Below are 20,811 nucleotides of genomic sequence, written 5' to 3' on the forward strand. Positions count from 1 at the left end.
GACTTCCACTTTTCCGAGATGAATTTTCATCAGAATATCATTTCTGCCTTTCTTCTCAAAGCGGCGAGATAGGGGAATAGTCAATGGGACGATGGGGTGTGACATAATAAATCCTCCAGTTTTGTTTTTTATAACAGTGTACAGGAGGAGGGAGTGATTAGATAGATACCTTGTTATTGGGCGGTTACTTTTTTATTACCCTAACTACAGAAAAAAAGGAAAAGCGAACCTTTCCTTTTTTTCAGATTCAAATTCATTCATCGAATAGAAATAGAATCTTGATTAGTCTTCTTTACGACGACGTTTGCCAACAAGAGCAAGGGCTGCAACAAGCATACCTGCACCTAGAACTGTAGCTGATGATGAAGCTTCACCAGTGTTTGGCAATTTAGCCACACCAGCCTTAACAGTTGTTACTGGAGCCGATGGTTTGGCTGGAGCTTCTGGTGCTTGTGGTTTTGGCGGAACTGGGTTGCTTACCTTGCGGTAGATGTGACAAACATTACCATCACCATCAACCGTAGTCTTAACAAATACGTAACCATCAATTGACTTGTTCGGTGTTGTGCCGTCTTCAGTCGGTGCAATAGGCGTACCATTTTCGTCTACGAAGCTTGTTGTGACTTTAGTAGTTTCAGGAACTTTCTTGTAGACATGAGTAGTGTTGCCTGACTCATCTGTCGTAGTCTTAACAAATACGTAACCGTTGATTGACTTGTTAGGCGTTGTGCCATCTTCTTGTGGTGAGATAACATTGCCGTCCTCGTCTACGAAGTTTGTCTTAACTTTCTTATAAACGTGAGTAGTGTTGCCATCGCCATCAGTTGTTGACTTCTCGTAAACATATCCAGAGATTTCTTTGTTTGGTTGGTTACCATCTTCTGTTGGAGCAATTGGGTCACCATTTTCGTCTACAAAGCTTGTTGTTGGCTTGTTGTAAACGTGGATAGTATTTCCGTTTTCGTCGATAGTTGTCTTACCAGTGAATACATAACCGTCAATATCTTTGTTTGGTTTTGTACCCTTATCTTCTGGTGAGATTTCATTACCTGACTTGTCTACATACTTAGTTACAACTTGTTTGTAAACGTGAGTGGTGTTACCATCACCGTCTGTTGTTGTCTTAACGAATACGTAACCATCGATAGACTTGTTAGGCGTTGTGCCATCTTCTTGTGGTGAGATAACATTGCCTTCCTCGTCTACGAAGTTTGTCTTAACTTTCTTATAAACGTGAGTGGTATTGCCTGACTCGTCTGTTGTTGTCTTAACAAATACGTAACCATCAATTGACTTGTTAGGCGTTGTGCCATCTTCTTGTGGTGAGATAACATTGCCTTCTTCGTCTACGAAGTTTGTCTTAACTTTCTTATAAACGTGAGTGGTGTTGCCATCGCCATCAGTTGTTGACTTCTCGTAAACATATCCAGGAATTTCTTTGTTTGGTTGGTTACCATCTTCTGGTGGAGCAATTGGGTCACCATTTTCGTCTACAAATGTTGTCGTTGGCTTGTTGTAAACGTGGATAGTATTTCCATTTTCGTCGATAGTTGTCTTACCAGTAAATACATAACCGTCAATATCTTTGTTTGGTTTTGTACCCTTGTCTTCTGGTGAGATTTCATTACCTGACTTGTCTACATACTTAGTAACAACTTGTTTGTAAACGTGTGTCACATTGCCATCGCCATCAGTAGTTGATTTCTCGTAAACATATCCTGGGATTTGAGATGGATCTTTAATACCGTCTTCTGTAGGTTTCAATGGTGTACCATTTTCATCTACATAAGATGTTGTATTATCGATAACAGTTGGTGTGTAAGTTGCGGTCGCTGGTGTACCATTCTTATCAACACGTTTAACCGTTACACCCTTAGCTACACCTACAAAGTCTTTCTCTGGTACAAAGGTTACTTTACCGTCTGGAGCAACTGTGTATGTACCTTCGCCTGGAACATCTTTTTCGGTTGTACCATCTTCAAAAGTAGCTGGAACTGTGTCATCCATTGGAACTTCGTCATGACCTGGTGTGAAGACTGGTTTACCTGTTTGTGTCTTACCACGGTAATCCTTAGATTCTGCTGGAGTACCTGTTGGAGTTACCGGAGTGACAGTTGGTGTATAAGTAGCCGTTGCTGGTGTACCGTTCTTATCAACACGTTTAACCGTTACGCCTTTAGCTGTACCTACAAAGTCTTTCTCTGGTACAAAGGTTACTGTACCGTCTGGAGCAACTGTGTATGTACCTTCGCCTGGAACAACTTTTTCAGTTGAGCCATCTTCAAATGTAGCTGGGACTGTTTCATCAATTGGAACTGTTACAGTTTCGTTGTTGACAACAGTTGTGCCACCTGTGAAGGTTGGTGTGCCAGTCTGTGTCTTACCTTGGATGTCAGTAGATACAGCTGGAGTACCTGTTGGGGTTACTGGAATAACTGTTGGTGTGTAGGTTGCAGTAACTGTCTTACCGTTTTCATCTGTTGCTTGAACAGTAGCTGGAGCTGCTGTTCCGACAAAGTCTTTGTTTGGTGTGAAGGTTACAGTACCTGTTGCTGGGTCAATTATGTAAGTACCGATAACATTGCCATCTTTGTCCTTAGCATCAATTGTTGTTTCATCAACTGGCTTACCATCTACAACCAACTTAGCTGGATTTGTAGCAGAGATGGTTACTGGAACTGTTTCGTCTTCTGTAATCTTGCCATCACCGTTAACATCTACAGAACCACCTGTGAATGTTGGTGTACCTGTTTGAGTAGCACCTTGAACATTGATTGATGTTACGCCTTCAGATTCTGGTGTAGCTTCTACTACTGTTGGTGTGTACTTAGCTGTTACTTCTGTACCATTCTTATCAACACGTTTAACAGTGACACCTGTACCTGTACCAACAAAGTCTTTCTCTGGTACAAAGGTTACTTTACCTTCAGGAGTCACAGTATATGTACCCTCGCCTGGAACAACTTTTTCGGTTGAGCCATCTTCAAATGTAGCTGGGACTTTTTCATCAATCGGAACTTCGTCATGACCTGGGGTAAAGACTGGTGTTCCTTCTTGAGTCTTACCTTGAAGACCTACTGTATTTACAGGAGTACCCTCTGGGATTACTGGTGTTACGTTTGGTGTGTAAGTAGCGGTCGCTGGTGTACCGTTCTTATCTACACGTTTAACAGTGACACCTGTACCTGTACCTGTGAAGTCTTTCTCTGGTACAAAGGTTACTGTTCCGTCTGGAGCAACTGTGTAGGTACCTTCACCTGGAATAATTTTTTCAGTTGTGCCGTCTTCAAATGTTGCTGGAACTGTGTCGTCCATTGGTACTTCATCATGACCTGGTGTGAAGACTGGTGTACCTGACTGAGTCTTACCTTGGATATCGGTTGTCTCAACTGGGGTAGCTGTTGGGGTTACTGGAGTAACTGTTGGTGTGTAAGTTGTTTCAGCAACTGTACCGTTTGTATCCTTAGCTTGAACTTTAACTGGATCTGCTGTACCTACGAAGTCTGAGTTTGGTGTAAAGGTAATCACGCCATTCTCATCAATCGTGTAAGTACCAACTTCCTTACCATCCTTAGTTGCAGGAACGGTAGTTACTGCTTCACCTTTATCGTTCAACAAGGTAATCGTTGAATTGTCAACTGGAACTTCCTCGTGACCTGGTGTGAAGAGAGTCTTCGCATCAGTTGTTTGTGGCTTACCTTGGATGTCTTCTGTTTCAGCTGGAGTTGCTGTTGGAGTAACTGGGGTTACTGTTGGTGTGTACTTAGCAGTAGTTGTAATCGTTGTTGTAGAACTATCATCAGAAGTCAATGTAGCTGTTTGAACAACTGTTACGCCTGTACCCTCACCTGTGAAGTCTTTTTCTGGTACAAAGGTTACTTCACCTGTTGTTGGATCTACAGTGTAGGTACCTTCGCCATCAATTGTCTTAGTCGTTTCACCATCTTCAAATGCATAAGTCTTCTTAGTGATATTTGCTCCTGGTGTGTTCTCATAAGTTGGTGTACCTGTTTGAGTCTTACCTTGGATATCTTCTGAAGTTGCATCTTTAGATGTCGTTTCTACTGGAAGAACAGTTGGTGTGTAAGTATCCGTATCTGTAACAGTAACTGTGTTTCCTTCGGAATCAACAGCCTGAGCAGTTACCTTGATTGTTACGCCTGTACCTGTACCTGTGAAGCTTGCAACTGGTACGAATGTTACAACACCTGTGTCAGGATTGATTGTGTAAGTACCTTCTCCATCAACTGGCTTGGTCAATGTGCCATCTTCAAGTGTATAAGCACCTTTAGATGGGATCACAACTGATTGGTAACCCAAGCTTGTATTCGTAGGATTATTCAATGACTTGAATACTTCTGAACCTGCTGGTGATGTTTGAGTCTTACCTTGAATATCCTCAGTAGTGCTTGGTACAGATGTCAAACCATAAACAGTTGGTGTGTAAGTCGCTGTATCAGTAATTGCTTGTGTTGTGCCATCTTCTGCTGTGATTGTAGCTGAGGCAACAACAGTTACAGGAGTTGCTGTACCTACAAAGTCTGCTTCTGGAGTGAAGGTCACTGCACCAGTAGCTGGATCAAGAGTATAAGAACCTTCACCTGCAACAGTCTTACTTGTAGTTCCATCTTCAAAGGCATACGTTACCGCTGAAGCATTTGGATTTTCAGACAACTTAGAAGTAATTGTTTCATTTTGAGTTGCACCTTGTACTGCTGCAGAAACTGCATCTGTCGCTTCAAGAGTTGTAGGTGTTACTGTTGGTGTGTAAGTTGCAGATGTCTTAATCTCAGTCGTTGAGCCATCATCAGCTGTCAATGTAGCTGTTTGAACAACCGTTACACCTGTACCTGTACCTGTAAAGCTTGCAACTGGTTTGAAGGTTACTTCACCTGTTGTTGGATTTACTGTATATGTTCCTTCATTTGGTACAACTTTTTCAAGGCTACCATCTTCAAGAGCATAAGTCTTATCAGTGATGTTTGCTTCTGGTGAGATTTCGTAGGTTGGTGTTCCTGTTTGTGTCACACCTTGAACATTTTCTGATACCGCATCCTTAGATGATGTTGTAACAGGAGTTACCTCTGGTGTGTAGGTATCTGTATCTGTAACAGTGATCGTGTTACCTTCTGAATCAACAGCTTGAGCAGTTACTTTGATCGTAACGCCAGAAGCCTTACCTGTAAATGTTACAAGTGGTTGGAAGGTCACCACACCTGTATCAGGATTGATTGTGTAAGTACCTTCGTTTTCAACAGTCTTGGTCAATGAACCATCTTCAAGAGTGTAAGCACCTTTTTCTGGGATAACCACTGAATGGTAGCCGTTCGTTGTGTTTGTTGGGTCATTAAGTGACTTGAACACTTCTGAACCAGCTGGTGAGTTTTGTGCTTTACCTTGGATGTCAACAGAAGTTGAAGGGTTTGAAGTGATACCGTAAACAGTTGGTGTGTAAGTTGCTGTGTCTGAAAGCTCAACAGTTGAACCATCTGCAGCAGTAAGTGTTGATTTAGCGACTACTGTTACAGGAGTTGCTGTACCAATAAATTCTGCTTCTGGTGTGAAGCTTACTGCACCAGTATTGGCATCAATAGTGTAAGAACCTTCACCTGCAACTGTCTTAGTCAATGAACCGTCTTCAAAGGCAAATGTTGGAGCTGAAGCGTTTGGATTTGTGCTAACAGTTACTTTAATCGTATCTGTTTGTGTTTCACCTTTCGCACCTGCTGATACTTGATCATCTGCTTCAATCTTAGTTGGTTCTACAGTTGGTGTGTAAGTAGCTTCATCTGTGATAGTCGCTGTTGTACCATCTGCTGATGTAATCGTAGCTGAGGCAACAACAGTTACTGGGGTAGCTGTACCTGTGAAGCTTGCTACTGGTGTGAATGTTACCGCACCTGTAGTAGCATCAATAGTGTAGGTACCTTGACCATCAACAACTACTTTACCTGTCGCATCTGCACCTTTCAATGCATAAGTTGGTGCTGAAGCATTTGGATTTGTGCTTACTGTAGAAGTGATTGTCTCAGTTTGGCTTGCACCTTGAAGACCTGTAGATGTCTTATCATCTGCTGTGATTGTAGTTGGTGTTACTTCTGGTGTGTACTTAGCTGTTTCCGTAACAGTTACTGGGTTACCTTCTGAATCAATAGCTGTACCTGTTACTTTAACGTCAACACCTGTAGCTTTGCCAGTGAAGCTTGCTACTGGAACAAAGGTTACTTGACCTGTATCAGGGTTGACAGTGTAAGTACCTTCTCCATCAACTGGCTTAGTCAATGAACCATCTGCAAAAGTATATGCACCCGCTTTTGGAATCGTTACAGTTGTTTCACCGAGAGTTGTGTTTGTACCAGTGTTCAATGAAGCAAAGGTTGGTGTACCTGTTTGGGTTGCACCTTGAACATCTACAGATGTAGCATCTGTACCCTTGATACCGTAAACAGTTGGTGTGTAGGTTGCTGGATCTGTAATAACAGCTGTTGTACCATCTGCTGCAGTGATTGTTGATTTAGCGACTACTGTTACAGGAGTTGCTGTTCCAACAAAGTCTGCTTCTGGTGTAAATTCAATCAAGCCAGTTGTTGGGTTAAGAGTATAAGTACCCTCACCTGCAACAGTCTTAGTCGTTGTACCATCTTCAAATGCATAGCTAATTGCTGAAGCGTTTGGATTAGTTGCAGACAATTTAGAAGTGATAACTTCTGATTGTTTTTCACCTTGTGCACCTGCTGATACTTGATCGTCAGCTGTGATAGCAGTTGGTGTTACTGTTGGGATGTAAGTGCCTTTATCTGTTACTGTAACAGTTTGACCGTTGGCATCTTTAGCTGTACCAGTTGCTACAACTGTCACGCCTGCTGCTGTTCCTGTATAGCTTGCAACTGGTTTGAAGGTTACTTCACCTGTAGCAGTATCAATCGTGTAAGTACCTACACCATCAACAACCACTTTACCGTCCGCATCTGCACCTTCCAAAGCATAACCTGTAATGGTTACAACTTGCTCACCATCTGTTGTGTTGGCTGGGCTGTTTGCTGAAACAAAGGTTGGTTTGCCTGTTTGAGTTGCACCTTGAACATCTGTTGAAGTAGCATTTGTAGGTGTCAAGTCATAAACAGTTGGTGTGTACTTAGCAGTTGCTTGAACTGTTGCTGTCGTAGATGTTTGTGGATCTACAACTGTAGCTGTTGCTTGAACAGTTACACCTGTTGCTGTTCCAACGAAGCCATCCACTGGAGTGAAGGTTACCTCACCTGTTTGAGCGTTGATCGTATATGTACCTTCGCCCGCTACTGTTACTGCACCTGATGCGTCCGCACCGACAAGAGTGTAACCAGTAAAGGTTGGAGCTGGAACGTTTGGTGTGTTTGTTGTGTCATTAACAAGTGCAAAGGTTGGTGTACCTGTTTGAGCTACGCCTGCAGCCGCTGCTGATGTTACATCTGTACCTTTCAACTCATAAACAGTGATGTAGTAAGTTGTTGTTGCGACAGATGTGTTTGGACCAGCATCAGTACCTGAAGCAAGACCACCGATAACAGCATCTACATAGTTACCGTTGCTGTCGATGACATCAATATCAATCTTGTAAGTACCAACCTCAGACAAGGTATAAGCATTTGCAGCAGTGTATGCTTTGGCATCTGCTACTGTGTTGAACTCAGTCACAACACCTGTTGGTGAAGTTACCTTAACTTTTGTAATGCTAGTTACCTTGTTGCGAAGAGTATCTTCTGGATCAGAGATAGCTACGCCTGCTTGAGTAGCATTTACCAAATCAACAACTGTACCCTTAGTAGATACGTAGCTGGTTGATGTCGCAGTAGGCTTAGAGTTTTCGATAGAGCCGACATCTGTGGTTGTACCAATGATCGCATTAACAGTTCCAACGAAACCTGAAGCTGTCTCTACTGCCCAGCTATTGCTACCCTTAACTGCTGTAACAGTTGAGCCATCCGATGATGTCCATGTCTTGGTCACCGGATCATAGCTTATGTGCACAAACATTGCTTTATAATCTGTTGCTAATGACTCACCCGCATAGGTAGTCTCTGTGCGGTAAACATCCTTAACGGCTGTTACCTCACCGTTGGTATAGGTACGAGTGAACTCATACACGGCAAAGACTTCTGAACCATCAAGGTTTGTCTTAGTCCAAATCTGACGCTCTGTCACATCATTTCCGTTTGTAACCTTGGCAGACTCAGCCGGCAATTCCCAGTGACCTGTCTTTTTATTAAGAGTTGCTGTGTAGCTATTGCCCAAGTGGTCTTTAACAGTCACTTTTTCACGCATGAGGGTAGCTTTAACACGCTCCGTTGTTGCCTCAATAGTGATATTGTCTACACCAGCCTTAGCTGAATTATCAGAAGTTACTGGAATATTGATTTCAGAACCGACTGCACCAAGAACTGTACCTGCTACAGCAGCTGTATTGGTACCGCCAGTAGCCACTACCCAGTTACCTGCTGTATTGACTTCCAAGAGAGTTGTTGTACCATCCGGCATAATCATCTTAGCACTAGTTGCACCCTTAGCAATGGTTACAGGAACCGCTGTTGAGTAGGTCTCAATGTTTTTCACTTCAGACTTAGGTGCAACAACAAGTGTAATAGATGAATGTACTTCCTGTGGAGAAGTAATATAACCTGGGTTGTTTTTATTATTGAGGTCGTAGTCTTTGGCATAAGCTGTAACTGTGTAAACACCAGCTTCTGTCAAGGTACCTGCAATATTACCAGTTTTTGTTTCATAGGTTGCACCAGGTATAGTTGTTTCTGTACCACTAGTGGTTGAGTTATTCGTATTTAATCCTGCAATACCTGTTAATGCAATACGTCTGTTACCACGAGCTGTACGAGTTGAACCATCTGATGCTGTAAAGGTGTAGCTATATCCACCATCTCTACTTATCGTGCCAGTATTAGATGCCATCCCATTTGTCGCATCCTTATACTCGATGGATTTTTTAATAGTATCGCCTGTTACGTGGTGGGAAACAGAACCGTCCAAGATGATTTCAGGAACAATTGTATCTTTGAAACCAATCCAACCAATCTGCAAACTTGCAAGACGGACACGGAAGGTTGTAGTACCATTGGTAATATAGACCATCCCACGAATATCCTGAACACCATTTTCAATATCAGATGGTGATGAAATCACACCTTCGATAGAGTCTAAATCATTTAAATAGACCAGACCAGTCGGTAAGTTTTCTGGTTCCACAGCAACAATTGACCAACCCGCAGCTTTAGCAGAATTAGTCAAATCAAAACGTTGAGAGAAGTTTGGAATATAAACTTGGTCTTTGATTTGCTCATACACATAGCCATAAATCTCAAAAGCTAGGTACTCGTATGTACCATCACTACCGTAAATCTGATTTGAGAATGTTTTTCCAGCAGAGTTTATACGTTGGTCGGCTGGAAGATTATGCCATAAAAGAGCTTCCTCTTCCAAAGCCTTGTTTTGCTCATAGGTCAATGGATAGTCCACACGACCACCGTTTTTATCCATCGCCGTAATCCTTGTTAAGTTTTCGCCGGCTTGGAAAGACTTAACAATCAAACCGATCTCTTCCAATTGTGACTTGTATTGATTTTTGATTGTGTCATTATTTACAGAAGCGTAGCTCGCTGCTTTTGCACTGGTGAAATCTGTTGTACCTGTTGTAGCAACAGAAATTTGGTAGTTACCAGTAGGACGGAATGTCTCTCCATTATTCCAAAGCTTCTCGATTGTCTGAGTCGCACGTACTGGATTGGCTGCGTTGTTAATATCCATGCTATCTGTTGGTGAAAGAGCAACAAACAAGGTATCTGTTCCTAAGAACTTACGCAATTCCAAGGAAAGGGCTTCAACATTTGTACGAACAGCTGCAATTTGAGTGTTGACTTCGTCAAGTGTCGCAAGGGCATTATTGAAGACTACAGTTGCTACTTTAACAGATTCTTTTGTCGCAAGAGTAGCTTGTTTAACCGCTGTATTATCTTCTTGTGAGATAAGTGTTTGGCGTTCTGCTTCTTTCGCCAAAACAGTTGCTTCAGATACGACTTGCTCTAAAACTTTTTTTGCCTCAGAGGCTGTTGTAGGCACTGTTGGCGTTGTTGCAGTAGCTTCGCTTGCTGCTTTTTCATTAGTTACTTTGTTCTCTGTTGAAGCAGAAATCTCTGTTTTCTTGCTTTCTGTTGATGGCGCTGTATTTGTAGCTGTGGTTTCTTCAGTTTTAACTTCAGCTTTTTTAACCACTTTGAAGGTTACAACATTTGCTCCGCCTTCTGTGACCTCAAGAGTCACACTTGCTTCTTGACCTGCAGCTAACTCATATCCCTCTGGGATTTGAGAATCTACTGATACAGTTGACTTAGCCACTTGCTCGAAAGTTTCTACAGAAGTCGCTTTCAAATCTGCTTTACGAGCTACACCGTCTTCTGTTACGTAAGAAACGATATAGTTGATTGTCGCAATACGACCTTGAGTTTCCTCAGTAGCTGTCTTTGTTGCAGCAGTTTCGGTTGGTGCATCCGTAGATGAAGATCTAGTTGCTGCTGATTCTGAAGCTGAAACAGCTGTTTCTGTTGATGAAGCCACAGCTTCCTCGGCTTTAGCTACTTGTGCTCCAGCACCAAGAACCAAGGACATACCAAGCAAGACACTGGCAGCACCAAAATGATACTTACGAATCGAAAAATGCTGTCTCGTCCCGTACCAGTCAAATGACTTTTTCTTTGCTTTTCGCATTGTTTACCTCCTAAAAGTGGTGAGCAAAATCAAACAAATTACCAACCAATTGAAATCAACAGATACATTATAAAACTCGAAAGGTAATGGAAACGTTATAAAATTTTATTGTAATAATCATTTGGGGAGGATTAATACTGATATTGAAAAACTTTTGCAAGTTATATTGTAAAGTGAATACAATTAAATTGGTAAATTGTTTAATATAGCTTCATGTATGATATTTATCATATCTACTATATCCTACCATACCCCCCCCCCCAACTTTTCAAGCGATTACGCTATGTTTTGTGTCATTTTCATAATAATGTCTGTTTTTTATTTTTATCTCCCTGTTTATATGTTAATATTTAATTGTTTTGTAATAATTTACATAAGAAAAATTACGGACGTTGTATAAATATTCTATGAGTTGACCTGCATTTGCCTTCAAAAATACCTAAAATGCGCCAGAGATGCTACCTTTTCAGACCAGACACGACAAGCACCAAAAGAGTTCGCCTATTCCCAAAGAGTTTGGCAGAATTCGATGGTTCCTCTCTAGTTGTTCCATCCCACTCTTTCGTCTCATGCCTAAGATCAAACCTTAGACAACCTAACAAAAAAAGTTCCCTATCGGAACTCCTCACCTTATATAATCGTTTAGTTTGCTTTTATAGACATTTGAATTAAATTTGATAGAGCCTCACTTTCGACTTGCCCTACTCTACGAAAGTGACTTGCTTCGCTCGCGAAATAATCACAGTTAACCTGAAATAACTATAGCATTGACTTTACAATCAGTATCTCTAATAACCACTCCACTAACGAGCACCTGGTTGACTTCCTTACTGTCAACCAAGAGTATTTTGCCAAGTCAATCTGAATCTGGCAGCTAGTGTCTCCACTCCTTGCACCAGTTGGCACGAAGCTGTTCGACAAGTGATACTGGGAGAGTTGTCAATGCTATACTGTCCCTTTCTGGCAGGTTTTAAAGGAAACAGTTAGCAATTCGAAACCAGTCTTATTGTTCGCTTTCTATCATGGTTGATGATTTTGTGACAGTTGATTGATTTGTTCTGAAGATAGACCGGTCAATTTTTCAATCAGTTCATACGAAAAACCTTCACGCAACATCTGATAGGCGACCTCTATACGACCTTTCTCCAAACCTTCTGCTCTGCCTTCCTCCTTACCTAGCCGTCTACCACGTATGTAGGAGCTTTCCAATTCGCCAAAGTGGTTGGAAGCATTACGTAACCATTGATCTACCATTTCGATTTCCTCCTCTGTCCATGTATTTCTGTTTAGCAGATTCTCTGCCTTTTCAATAATATCTGATGTAGATTGACTAAATGCTCGGTTGGCGAAAAATTCTATCCATTGGCGCTGATTTTTCTCTAGCTGACCCTTGCGGAATTTTTTCAGTTCAATAATGACCATTTCAAATGGTTTTCTCAATTCTTCGTGTTCGCCAAATGGCAATTCCAAGACTTGACCCCCATCTTTTTCAGTCAGTACAAAACTGTGAATCGGCTGGTCATCATCAAAATACTTACTAGCTACTAAGGCAATCGAATAAATCGGTGAGATTTTATCATACATATCATGTGTCTGCGTGACCTTGTCACGAACATTGGGCAAATCCTTGACCAAATGTTGGCAGGAATAGGTCCATAAGCGCTTGATAAAACTGTTTTGATAGGCAACCTGTATCTCGATGATAACTTGCGTCCCATCATCCATACGAGCCAAAATATCCACCGTAGTACTAAAGTGACTAGTCCTTTCTTTTTTCACATCCGCAATGGTTCCATTCAAAATCTGAACAGACTTGGGGCGAAAACCTAGAAAAGTATTGATGAAATCAATGGTGATTTCGTGGTCATTGAAAATCTTTTTTTGCAATAATGTCAGCCATAGGACTAACTACCTGACGACGTTTAGTCATTTTTATCCTCCAAATAAAGTAATAGAGAAATACTCCCTATCTATTTATTCGGAAAAGTTTCTAGTTATATTAGCATACCATTCTATTTTTTCAATGAGGAAAGTAGATACAAGAAATCCGTTTCTTATAAATGACCTCACAATAGCCAAGGCTAAACAACAGACTCAGTCACATCTACCAGTAATACTCTTCGAAAACCGAAATCAGACGTTGTTGACTTGATTTGATGAACTTCAGTTCTATCTGCATCTGCGTCGCCTAGTCTGATTTTGATTTTCATTGAGTATAAATATGCTATATCAGTTAGTATGTACTGTCCTCTCTTGTCAAAAAGTTGTGAAAAAACAAGGATATTTCTACCCCTGTTTTCCCTTTTTATCTATTAATCGAAATCAACATACTCTTTTTGAAGTTCAAGAACTTCTTCTGCCGTTGCACATTCTGTCAAGGCACGGTGAGCATATTCTTCCATCTTAGCTGTATCAAGTTTCTTCATAAGGCTACGTGTACGAAGTACAGATGTTGCACTCATAGAGAACTCATCCAAGCCCATACCTACAAGAAGTGGAACAGCTTGTTGGTCACCAGCCATCTCACCACACATACCAGCCCATTTGCCTTCTGCATGCGCAGCCTTGATAACGTTGTTGATCAAGCGAAGGATTGATGGGTTGTATGGTTGGTAGAGGTATGAAACTTGCTCGTTCATACGGTCTGCAGCCATTGTATATTGGATCAAGTCGTTCGTACCGATTGAGAAGAAGTCAACTTCTTTGGCAAATTGGTCTGCAAGCATTGCTGCAGCAGGGATTTCAATCATGATACCAACTTGGATATCATCTGCAACTGCTACACCTTCAGCCAACAAGTTTGCTTTTTCTTCATCAAGGATTGCTTTTGCTGCACGGAATTCAGTCAACAAGGCAACCATTGGGAACATGATACGAAGTTTACCATGAACTGATGAACGAAGAAGGGCACGCAACTGAGTACGGAACATTTGGTTACCAGTCTCAGAGATTGAGATACGCAAAGCACGGAAACCAAGGAATGGGTTCATTTCGTGTGGAAGGTCGAAGTAAGGAAGCTCCTTATCCCCACCAATATCCATTGTACGAACCACAACAGGCTTGCCGTTCATACCTTCAAGAACAGCCTTGTAAGCTTCGTATTGCTCATCTTCAGTTGGGAAGTCTTGTGAGTCCATGTACAAGAATTCTGTACGGTAAAGACCAACAGCTTCTGCACCGTTGTCGTTTACACCTTCAACGTCTTTTGGTGTACCGATGTTGGCTGCCAATTCAAAGTGTTTGCCGTCAGCTGTAACAGTTTGAGCATCTTTCAAAAGTGCCCATTCAGCTTTTTGTTTAGCATAAGCTTCACCAGCCACTTTAAATTCTGCAATTTGTTCTTCAGTTGGGTTGATAATCACATCACCTGTGATACCGTTAACAGCAAGTACATCGCCATCTTTAACGATTTCAGTAATGTTATTTGTACCCAATACAGCAGCGATTTCGAGTGTACGAGCCATGATAGCTGAGTGACTTGTACGACCACCGATATTTGTTACAAAAGCTTTAACAAATTGTTTATTCAACTGTGCTGTATCTGAAGGTGTCAAGTCGTGTGCAATAACGATAGATTCTTCGTTAATTGCAGATGGGTTTGGAAGGCGAACACCTAAGAGATTTGCCAATACACGTTTAGCAACGTCACGGATATCTGCAGCACGCTCTTGCATGTATGGGTTATCTTCCATACCTTCAAAGATAGCGATAAACATATCTGTAACTTCTTTCAAACCAGTCTCAGCATTTGTCTTCTTAGCACGGATAGTCTCTTTAATTTGACCAATCATCTCTGGGTCAGCAAGCACCATCAAGTGTGCATCAAAAACAGCTGCGGCTTCTTCACCAAGGCTAGCTACTGCGTTCTCACGAATAAGAGAAAGCTCGTTTTGAGATGCTGCAAGAGCTGCATCCAAACGAGCTTCTTCTGCATTTGTGTCTTCTACTGTAACAGTTTCGAAGGACAAATCTGGCTGAACGAGTAGATATGCCTTAGCAACGGCAACACCGTCAGATGCTGCAATTCCTTTAAGCATTTCTGTCATCTTCTTATGCCAATCCTTCTTTTTCCATTGTTTCAGTGATAGCTGCGATTGCGTCGTCAGCATCAGCACCTTCAGCTGAGATAGTTACGTCAGCACCTTGGCCAACACCAAGACTCATAACACCCATGATAGATTTAAGGTTAACTGATTTATCTTTGTAGTTCAATGTGATGTCTGAAGCAAACTTGCTAGCAGTTTGAACAAGCAAAGTTGCTGGACGTGCGTGGATACCTGTTTCTGCCACAATGTGGAAGTCTTTTGAAGCCATATTTGGATTCTCCTTTATTTTTACAAAATTGTGAGTTATTTGTGATAACCCTTACAAAAAGCATTATACCACTTTTTGAAATCATTTTCAAGAATTTTTTGCTTTTCTTTCAAATTTGAGCTGCAGAAAAATCCTTATTTGGCTTGATTTATCTCTCGATAAGCTGAGTCAACAAGTCTGCAAATTGACTGGTTGACAGTCCTGTTTTTCCTAGCATTTTTGCAAAATCTGCTGTCACCTGTCCATTATCAAAAGCAACTTCTAAAGCCGAAATAATCAAGCAACTCGCTTCTATCCAACCCATATACTCCAGCATCATGCAGGCAGAAAGGAGGAGCGAACAAGGATTGGCTACATTTTTTCCAGCAATATCTGGAGCTGTTCCATGAGTAGCTTCAAAAACAGCATGCCCAGTTTGATAGTTGATATTTGCCCCAGGAGAAATACCAATGCCACCGACTTGAGCAGCCAAAGCATCTGAAGCATAATCTCCATTTAGGTTGGTCAAGGCCACAACATCAAATTTTTCTGGTGCTAATAAGATTTGTTGCAAAAAGTTGTCCGCAATTATGTCATTTACAAGGAGCGTCCCATCTGCTACTTGCTGACTGTATTCTTCTTGAGCTAGTTCATACCCCCATTTTCGGAAACCACCCTCTGTAAATTTTTGGATATTTCCTTTATGAACGAGAGTAACTGTTCTAAGCCCATGCTTCAAAGCATAATCAATCGCAGAGCGGATCAGTCGTTTACTTCCCTCTACCGAGATGGGTTTGATACCAATACTTGACGTCTCTGGAAAGCGAATTTTCTGCACTCCCATTCTTTCTTGAAGAAAGTCGATCACAGTTGCAACTTCATCAGTACCAGCCTCCCATTCAATCCCTGCATAGATATCCTCTGTATTTTCACGAAAAATAGTTATATCGGTCTTTTCTGGATTTTTCAAGGGACTCGGTACACCCTTAAAATAGCGAATCGGGCGCACACAGGCATACAAATCTAATTCTTGACGAAGTGCAACATTAAGAGAACGATGACCTTTCCCAATCGGCGTCCCCAAGGGACCTTTGATTGCAACTAAATACTCACGGATTATTGCCAATGTCTCATTCGGCAAAGAAGTCCTCGTTAATTCATAAGCCTTTTCTCCTGCAAAAACCTCCCTCCACTGAATAGAACGTTGACCTGCATAGGCTTTTTTCACTGCAGCATCAATAACTTTTTGACTGACTGACCAAATATCTTGTCCAATACCATCCCCCTCGATATAGGGAATAATCGGATGATTGGGTACGGTGAGTTTTCCATCTCTCATCACTATCTTTTCTGCCATATTTACCTCTTTCCAATCGGAATATATACCAAATCTCTGCTACCTATATAGGAAGAACGTGGTCGAATTAACTTATTATTCTTCCGTTGTTCTTGAACATGGGCTATCCAGCCAGCCATGCGACTCATGGCAAAAATCAATGTAAAAATATCACTGTCAATACCAAGGACATAATAAACAGTTGCTGAGTAAAAATCTACATTGGGAATCAGACCCTTCTTATGCTTGATAAAACGCTCAACCTCTTCAGATAGCCTATAAAAAACTTCATTTTCTGTCCCTGCTGTCAAATCACGCGCCATTTCCTTTAAATATTGCTGGCGAGGATCAACTGTTTTATAGACCCGGTGACCAAAGCCCATAATTTTTTCATTTGAATCCAGCTTTTTCTGCAGGTAACCTTCGGTATCTCCGTATTCACGAATGGCCAGAAGCATATCAAACACCCGTTCATTGGCTCCACCATGCAAGGAACCTTTTAAGGTTCCAATGGCAGTCGTCACGCAAGAATACAAGTCTGTCAAGGTAGAAGCTGTCACACGAGCAGCAAAAGTCGAGGCGTTTAACTCATGGTCTGCGTGGAGAACCAATGCCTTATTGAAGGCCTTAACTTGCAACTCGGTCGGCTCTTCTCCATTCAACATATATAGGAAATTTGCCGCAAAACCTAAATCTGATCTTGGTTCAATTGGAACCAGTCCTCGACGGAGACGAGCAAAAGTTGCAATAATGGTCGGAACCTTGGCCATAATCTGAATAGATTGTTCATACAAAGCTTCTAACGAATTCTCTTCAGCGTGTACATTATAAACTCCCAAAAGTGACACAGTTGATCGAAGTACACTCATAGGGTGGAGGTGTCGACGGGATTGGATTAAAATGCACTGTTCAACCGCATCAGAAATAGCATATTCCTCACGCAACTTTTTCTCAAAATAATTCAATTCAATTTGCGTTGGCAAATGCAAATTCCAAAGGAGGTAAATCACTTCTTCAAACGAAACATTGTTCTCCATTAATTCAGAAATGTCATAACCTACGTAGGATAATCGTTCATTTTCAATCGCACTGATTCTCGTATCACAAGCAATCGCGTCTTTCAAACCATTCGTTTCACTCATTCTACACCTCCTAATTTTTTTCTTACAACCATTGGTAAAATGCCTCCGTGACGATAATAACGAATATCCGCCTCTGCATCAAACCGCACCAGAGCTTGAAACTCCTTTGTAACATCGTCTGTTTGCGCATGGACTGTTACAATTTGACCAACACCGACATCTTCTGGCAAATCGATTGAATACTGTTCATAGCCAGTCAAACCAAGACTATCTGCTGTTTGCCCTTCCAAAAATTGAAGTGGCAAGACACCCATCATGACCAGATTTGAACGATGAATTCTCTCAAAGGATTCTGCTAAAACAGCTTTCACTCCCAAGAGGTTGGAGCCCTTGGCTGCCCAGTCACGGCTTGACCCCATTCCATAATCTTTTCCAGCAATGACAATACTGCCTATACCAGCTTCACGATACTTCATAGCCGCATCATAAATTGGTAAAATGTCCCCTTTGTATTTAGTCCAACCACCAATTTTTCCATCTGCCAGCTCATTCTTTATACGAATATTTGCAAAAGTCCCACGCATCATGACTTCGTGATTGCCACGACGACTTCCATAAGAATTGAAATCCTTATAAACAATGCCATTCTCTTTAAGATAACGAGCGGCTGGACTCAATCGTGCAATATTCCCTGCCGGGGAAATATGATCTGTCGTTACAGAATCGCCAAATTTAGCCAAAACAGATAAATTTTTCAGTGGTTTTATGGATAAATCTGCCTGCATATTGTCAAAATAGGGCGGATTTTGAATATAGGTAGAAGAGGAATTCCAATTGTAATTCTTATCTGTCTTTGTTTCAATCGCATTCCAAGCCTGACTATCTGTAAATACCTGTTGGTATTCTTCCTTATAAAGGTCACGAGTCACATAACGCTCAATGTAGTCATCTACCTCCTCACGACTTGGCATAATGTCCGCGAGGTAGACAGCTTGTTGCTTCTCGTCATACCCCAGCGGATCCCTTGTTAAATCTACATTCATATTTCCCGCAATAGCATAGGCAACTACTAGCAGAGGGCTCGCTAAGAAATTAGCTTTTACCAATGGATTAATCCGGCCTTCAAAGTTACGATTTCCAGATAATACTGCAGAAACCAATAAATCTTCTTCCTTAATCGCCTCCGCTACTTCAGGACGCAGATCACCTGAGTTACCGATACAAGTTGTACAACCATAACCAACCAAATTGAACCCTAAGGCATCTAGATAGGTCTGCAAACCTGATTTTTTCAAATAACCAGTCACTACTTTTGAGCCTGGTGCCAATGACGTCTTGACCGTCTTAGAAACTGCCAGACCTTTTTCTACCGCATTTTTTGCCAGTAATCCTGCCGCCAAAAGGACATACGGATTGGATGTATTTGTACATGAGGTAATCGCCGCAATAGCAACATGACCTGTTTGAATTTGCTCCTCTCCTTCAACGTACTTAACCATGGCTGTTTTATCTAACTCTGCCTCCTCCAAACCAAATCCACGCACACCTACTTCACGTATTAAACTAGCCTGAAACTCTGCTTTTGCATCTGTTAGTTCTATCAAATCTTGTGGTCTTTTAGGACCAGAAATAGATGGAACTACTGTCGATAAATCCAATTCTAAAACCTTGCTATAAGACGGAAAACGTTCAGCATCATAGAATAAATAATTAGCCTTAGCATAGGCTTCTGTCAACTCCACGTGCTCCTCCGAACGGTTGGTCAATCTCATATAATGTAAAGTTTCTCCATCAATCGGGAAATAGCCACAAGTCGCACCGTATTCTGGAGCCATATTGGAAACAGTTGCTCGATCCGCTAATGTGAGAGAAGATAAACCTGGTCCAAAGAATTCGACAAACTTCCCAACTACATTTTCCTGACGTAGAAGTTGAGTGACCTTAAGAGCCAAATCCGTTGCAGTAGCAACCTTAGGCAATTGCCCTGCTAGGCGAACACCAATCACCTCAGGGATAGGAAAATAAGATGCTTCACCCAACATTGCAGCTTCCGCCTCAATACCACCTACACCCCAACCAAGTACACCAATACCGTTAATCATGGTCGTATGACTGTCTGTACCAAACATAGAATCTGGATAAAGCAAGCCATCGTTGTTGATAATAACATCGCTTAGAAATTCAATGTTTACCTGATGGATAATTCCTGTTGCTGGAGGCACAGCGCGATAATTTTCAAAGGAATTCTCTGCCCATTTCAGAAATTCATAACGTTCATTATTTCTTTCGAACTCTAAGGCAATATTTTTCTCCAGAGCATCTTCAGTCCCCAAAAAATCAACTTGAACAGAGTGGTCGATGACTAAATCCACTGGAATTTCCGGGTTAATCAGTTCAGGGTTTCCACCTGCTTTCACCACCGCATCACGCATGGAGGCTAAATCTACCACAACAGGAACACCTGTAAAATCTTGCAAAATAACACGACTAGGTTTAAAGGGGATTTCTCCTTTAGGAGATGTAGCCTGATAATGAAGCAACTCCATTATGTGATTTTTTGTAACATCCACGCCATCTTCTTTTCTTAAAAGACTCTCTAATAAAATACGAATAGTATAGGGAAGTGAATGAATATCCACTTTTTCTTCCATTGAAATCGAATCCAATGCATAATATGAATATTCTTTCCCTTTATGAAACAAGCGTTTTCTATGTGATTTTTCCATATTTTATAACCTCTTTCGGCATTATTAAATAGTATAGTACAAAAGCTAATATATATTCAATACATATATCACTATAAATGTTACATTTTATAACACTGCATGTTTCCTTCAAAACATTATGACATTTGTAAAAAAGCTGATTTATACTTTACCGAGAGATTGTTAGGGTTATCAAACTAAATAGAAACAGCTATGTAAACGCTATTTTTCGACTTGGCATCATTGGACGTATGTACAATATATGGTGTCTTGTAAAAATATTGTGCACTATATTTTGTGATTTTAAATAAACTTCCTTCTTGACTTTGACCCCAAAATCTAGTATCCTAGATTGGTGAATTTAATCAATAAAGGAGAAATAGAATGGTAACGATCTATTCAAAAAATGATTGTGTACAGTGTAAAATGACCAAGAAATTCTTGGACCAACATAGTGTAGATTATAAAGAAATCAATCTAGATGAACAGCCTGAATTTATCGATCACGTAAAAGGTCTCGGCTTCTCAGCTGCACCTGTTATCGAAACTGAAAATGAAGTCTTCTCTGGCTTCCAACCAGCAAAATTAAAAGCACTAGTTTAAAAACTACCTCCCTTGCTACTATTTATAGAAAGAGATTGCGATT

9 protein-coding genes are annotated in these 20,811 nt (G+C 41.2%); 1 reads left to right on the forward strand and 8 read right to left on the reverse strand.

Annotated elements, in window-relative coordinates:
- Nucleotides 1-282 precede the first annotated feature (282 nt).
- From P7J36_RS08750 to acnA, 8 genes are all read right to left on the reverse strand, one after another.
- Nucleotides 283-10,749, reverse strand: coding sequence for a YSIRK-type signal peptide-containing protein (locus P7J36_RS08750; RefSeq protein ID WP_408551901.1), 10,467 nt, complete (start codon nucleotides 10,747-10,749; stop codon nucleotides 283-285).
- Nucleotides 10,750-11,769: 1,020 nt separating this feature from the next.
- Complete coding sequence (locus P7J36_RS08755) at nucleotides 11,770-12,636, reverse strand: Rpn family recombination-promoting nuclease/putative transposase (protein ID WP_408551900.1); 867 nt, start codon at nucleotides 12,634-12,636, stop codon at nucleotides 11,770-11,772.
- 194 nt (nucleotides 12,637-12,830) lie between these two features.
- A complete protein-coding gene (locus P7J36_RS08760) occupies nucleotides 12,831-12,959 on the reverse strand; it encodes a hypothetical protein (RefSeq protein ID WP_398582045.1) in 129 nt (42 codons plus the stop codon).
- Nucleotides 12,960-13,061: 102 nt separating this feature from the next.
- Nucleotides 13,062-14,795: a phosphoenolpyruvate--protein phosphotransferase gene (gene ptsP, locus P7J36_RS08765; RefSeq protein WP_408551899.1), complete on the reverse strand. Its 1,734-nt coding sequence runs from the start codon at nucleotides 14,793-14,795 to the stop codon at nucleotides 13,062-13,064.
- A gap of 4 nt (nucleotides 14,796-14,799) precedes the next feature.
- Nucleotides 14,800-15,063 carry a phosphocarrier protein HPr gene (locus P7J36_RS08770; RefSeq protein ID WP_024378446.1) on the reverse strand — a complete coding sequence of 88 codons (264 nt, stop codon included), beginning with the start codon at nucleotides 15,061-15,063 and terminating at the stop codon, nucleotides 14,800-14,802.
- Between the two features lie 148 nt (nucleotides 15,064-15,211).
- Nucleotides 15,212-16,399 carry an NADP-dependent isocitrate dehydrogenase gene (gene icd, locus P7J36_RS08775; protein WP_408551898.1) on the reverse strand — a complete coding sequence of 396 codons (1,188 nt, stop codon included), beginning with the start codon at nucleotides 16,397-16,399 and terminating at the stop codon, nucleotides 15,212-15,214.
- Between the two features lie 2 nt (nucleotides 16,400-16,401).
- Complete coding sequence (locus P7J36_RS08780; protein ID WP_408551897.1) at nucleotides 16,402-17,520, reverse strand: citrate synthase; 1,119 nt, start codon at nucleotides 17,518-17,520, stop codon at nucleotides 16,402-16,404.
- On the reverse strand, nucleotides 17,517-20,186 hold the full coding sequence (gene acnA / locus P7J36_RS08785) for an aconitate hydratase AcnA (RefSeq protein ID WP_408551896.1): 2,670 nt from the start codon (nucleotides 20,184-20,186) through the stop codon (nucleotides 17,517-17,519). The genes P7J36_RS08780 and acnA overlap by 4 nt, the downstream gene beginning before the upstream one ends.
- A gap of 363 nt (nucleotides 20,187-20,549) precedes the next feature.
- Between acnA and nrdH the strand changes: the two genes are divergently transcribed.
- Nucleotides 20,550-20,768 carry a glutaredoxin-like protein NrdH gene (nrdH, locus tag P7J36_RS08790; protein ID WP_408551895.1) on the forward strand — a complete coding sequence of 73 codons (219 nt, stop codon included), beginning with the start codon at nucleotides 20,550-20,552 and terminating at the stop codon, nucleotides 20,766-20,768.
- Nucleotides 20,769-20,811: the final 43 nt, after the last annotated feature.

This window comes from Streptococcus suis (genome assembly GCF_046032115.1).
GTDB lineage: Bacteria > Bacillota > Bacilli > Lactobacillales > Streptococcaceae > Streptococcus > Streptococcus suis_AJ.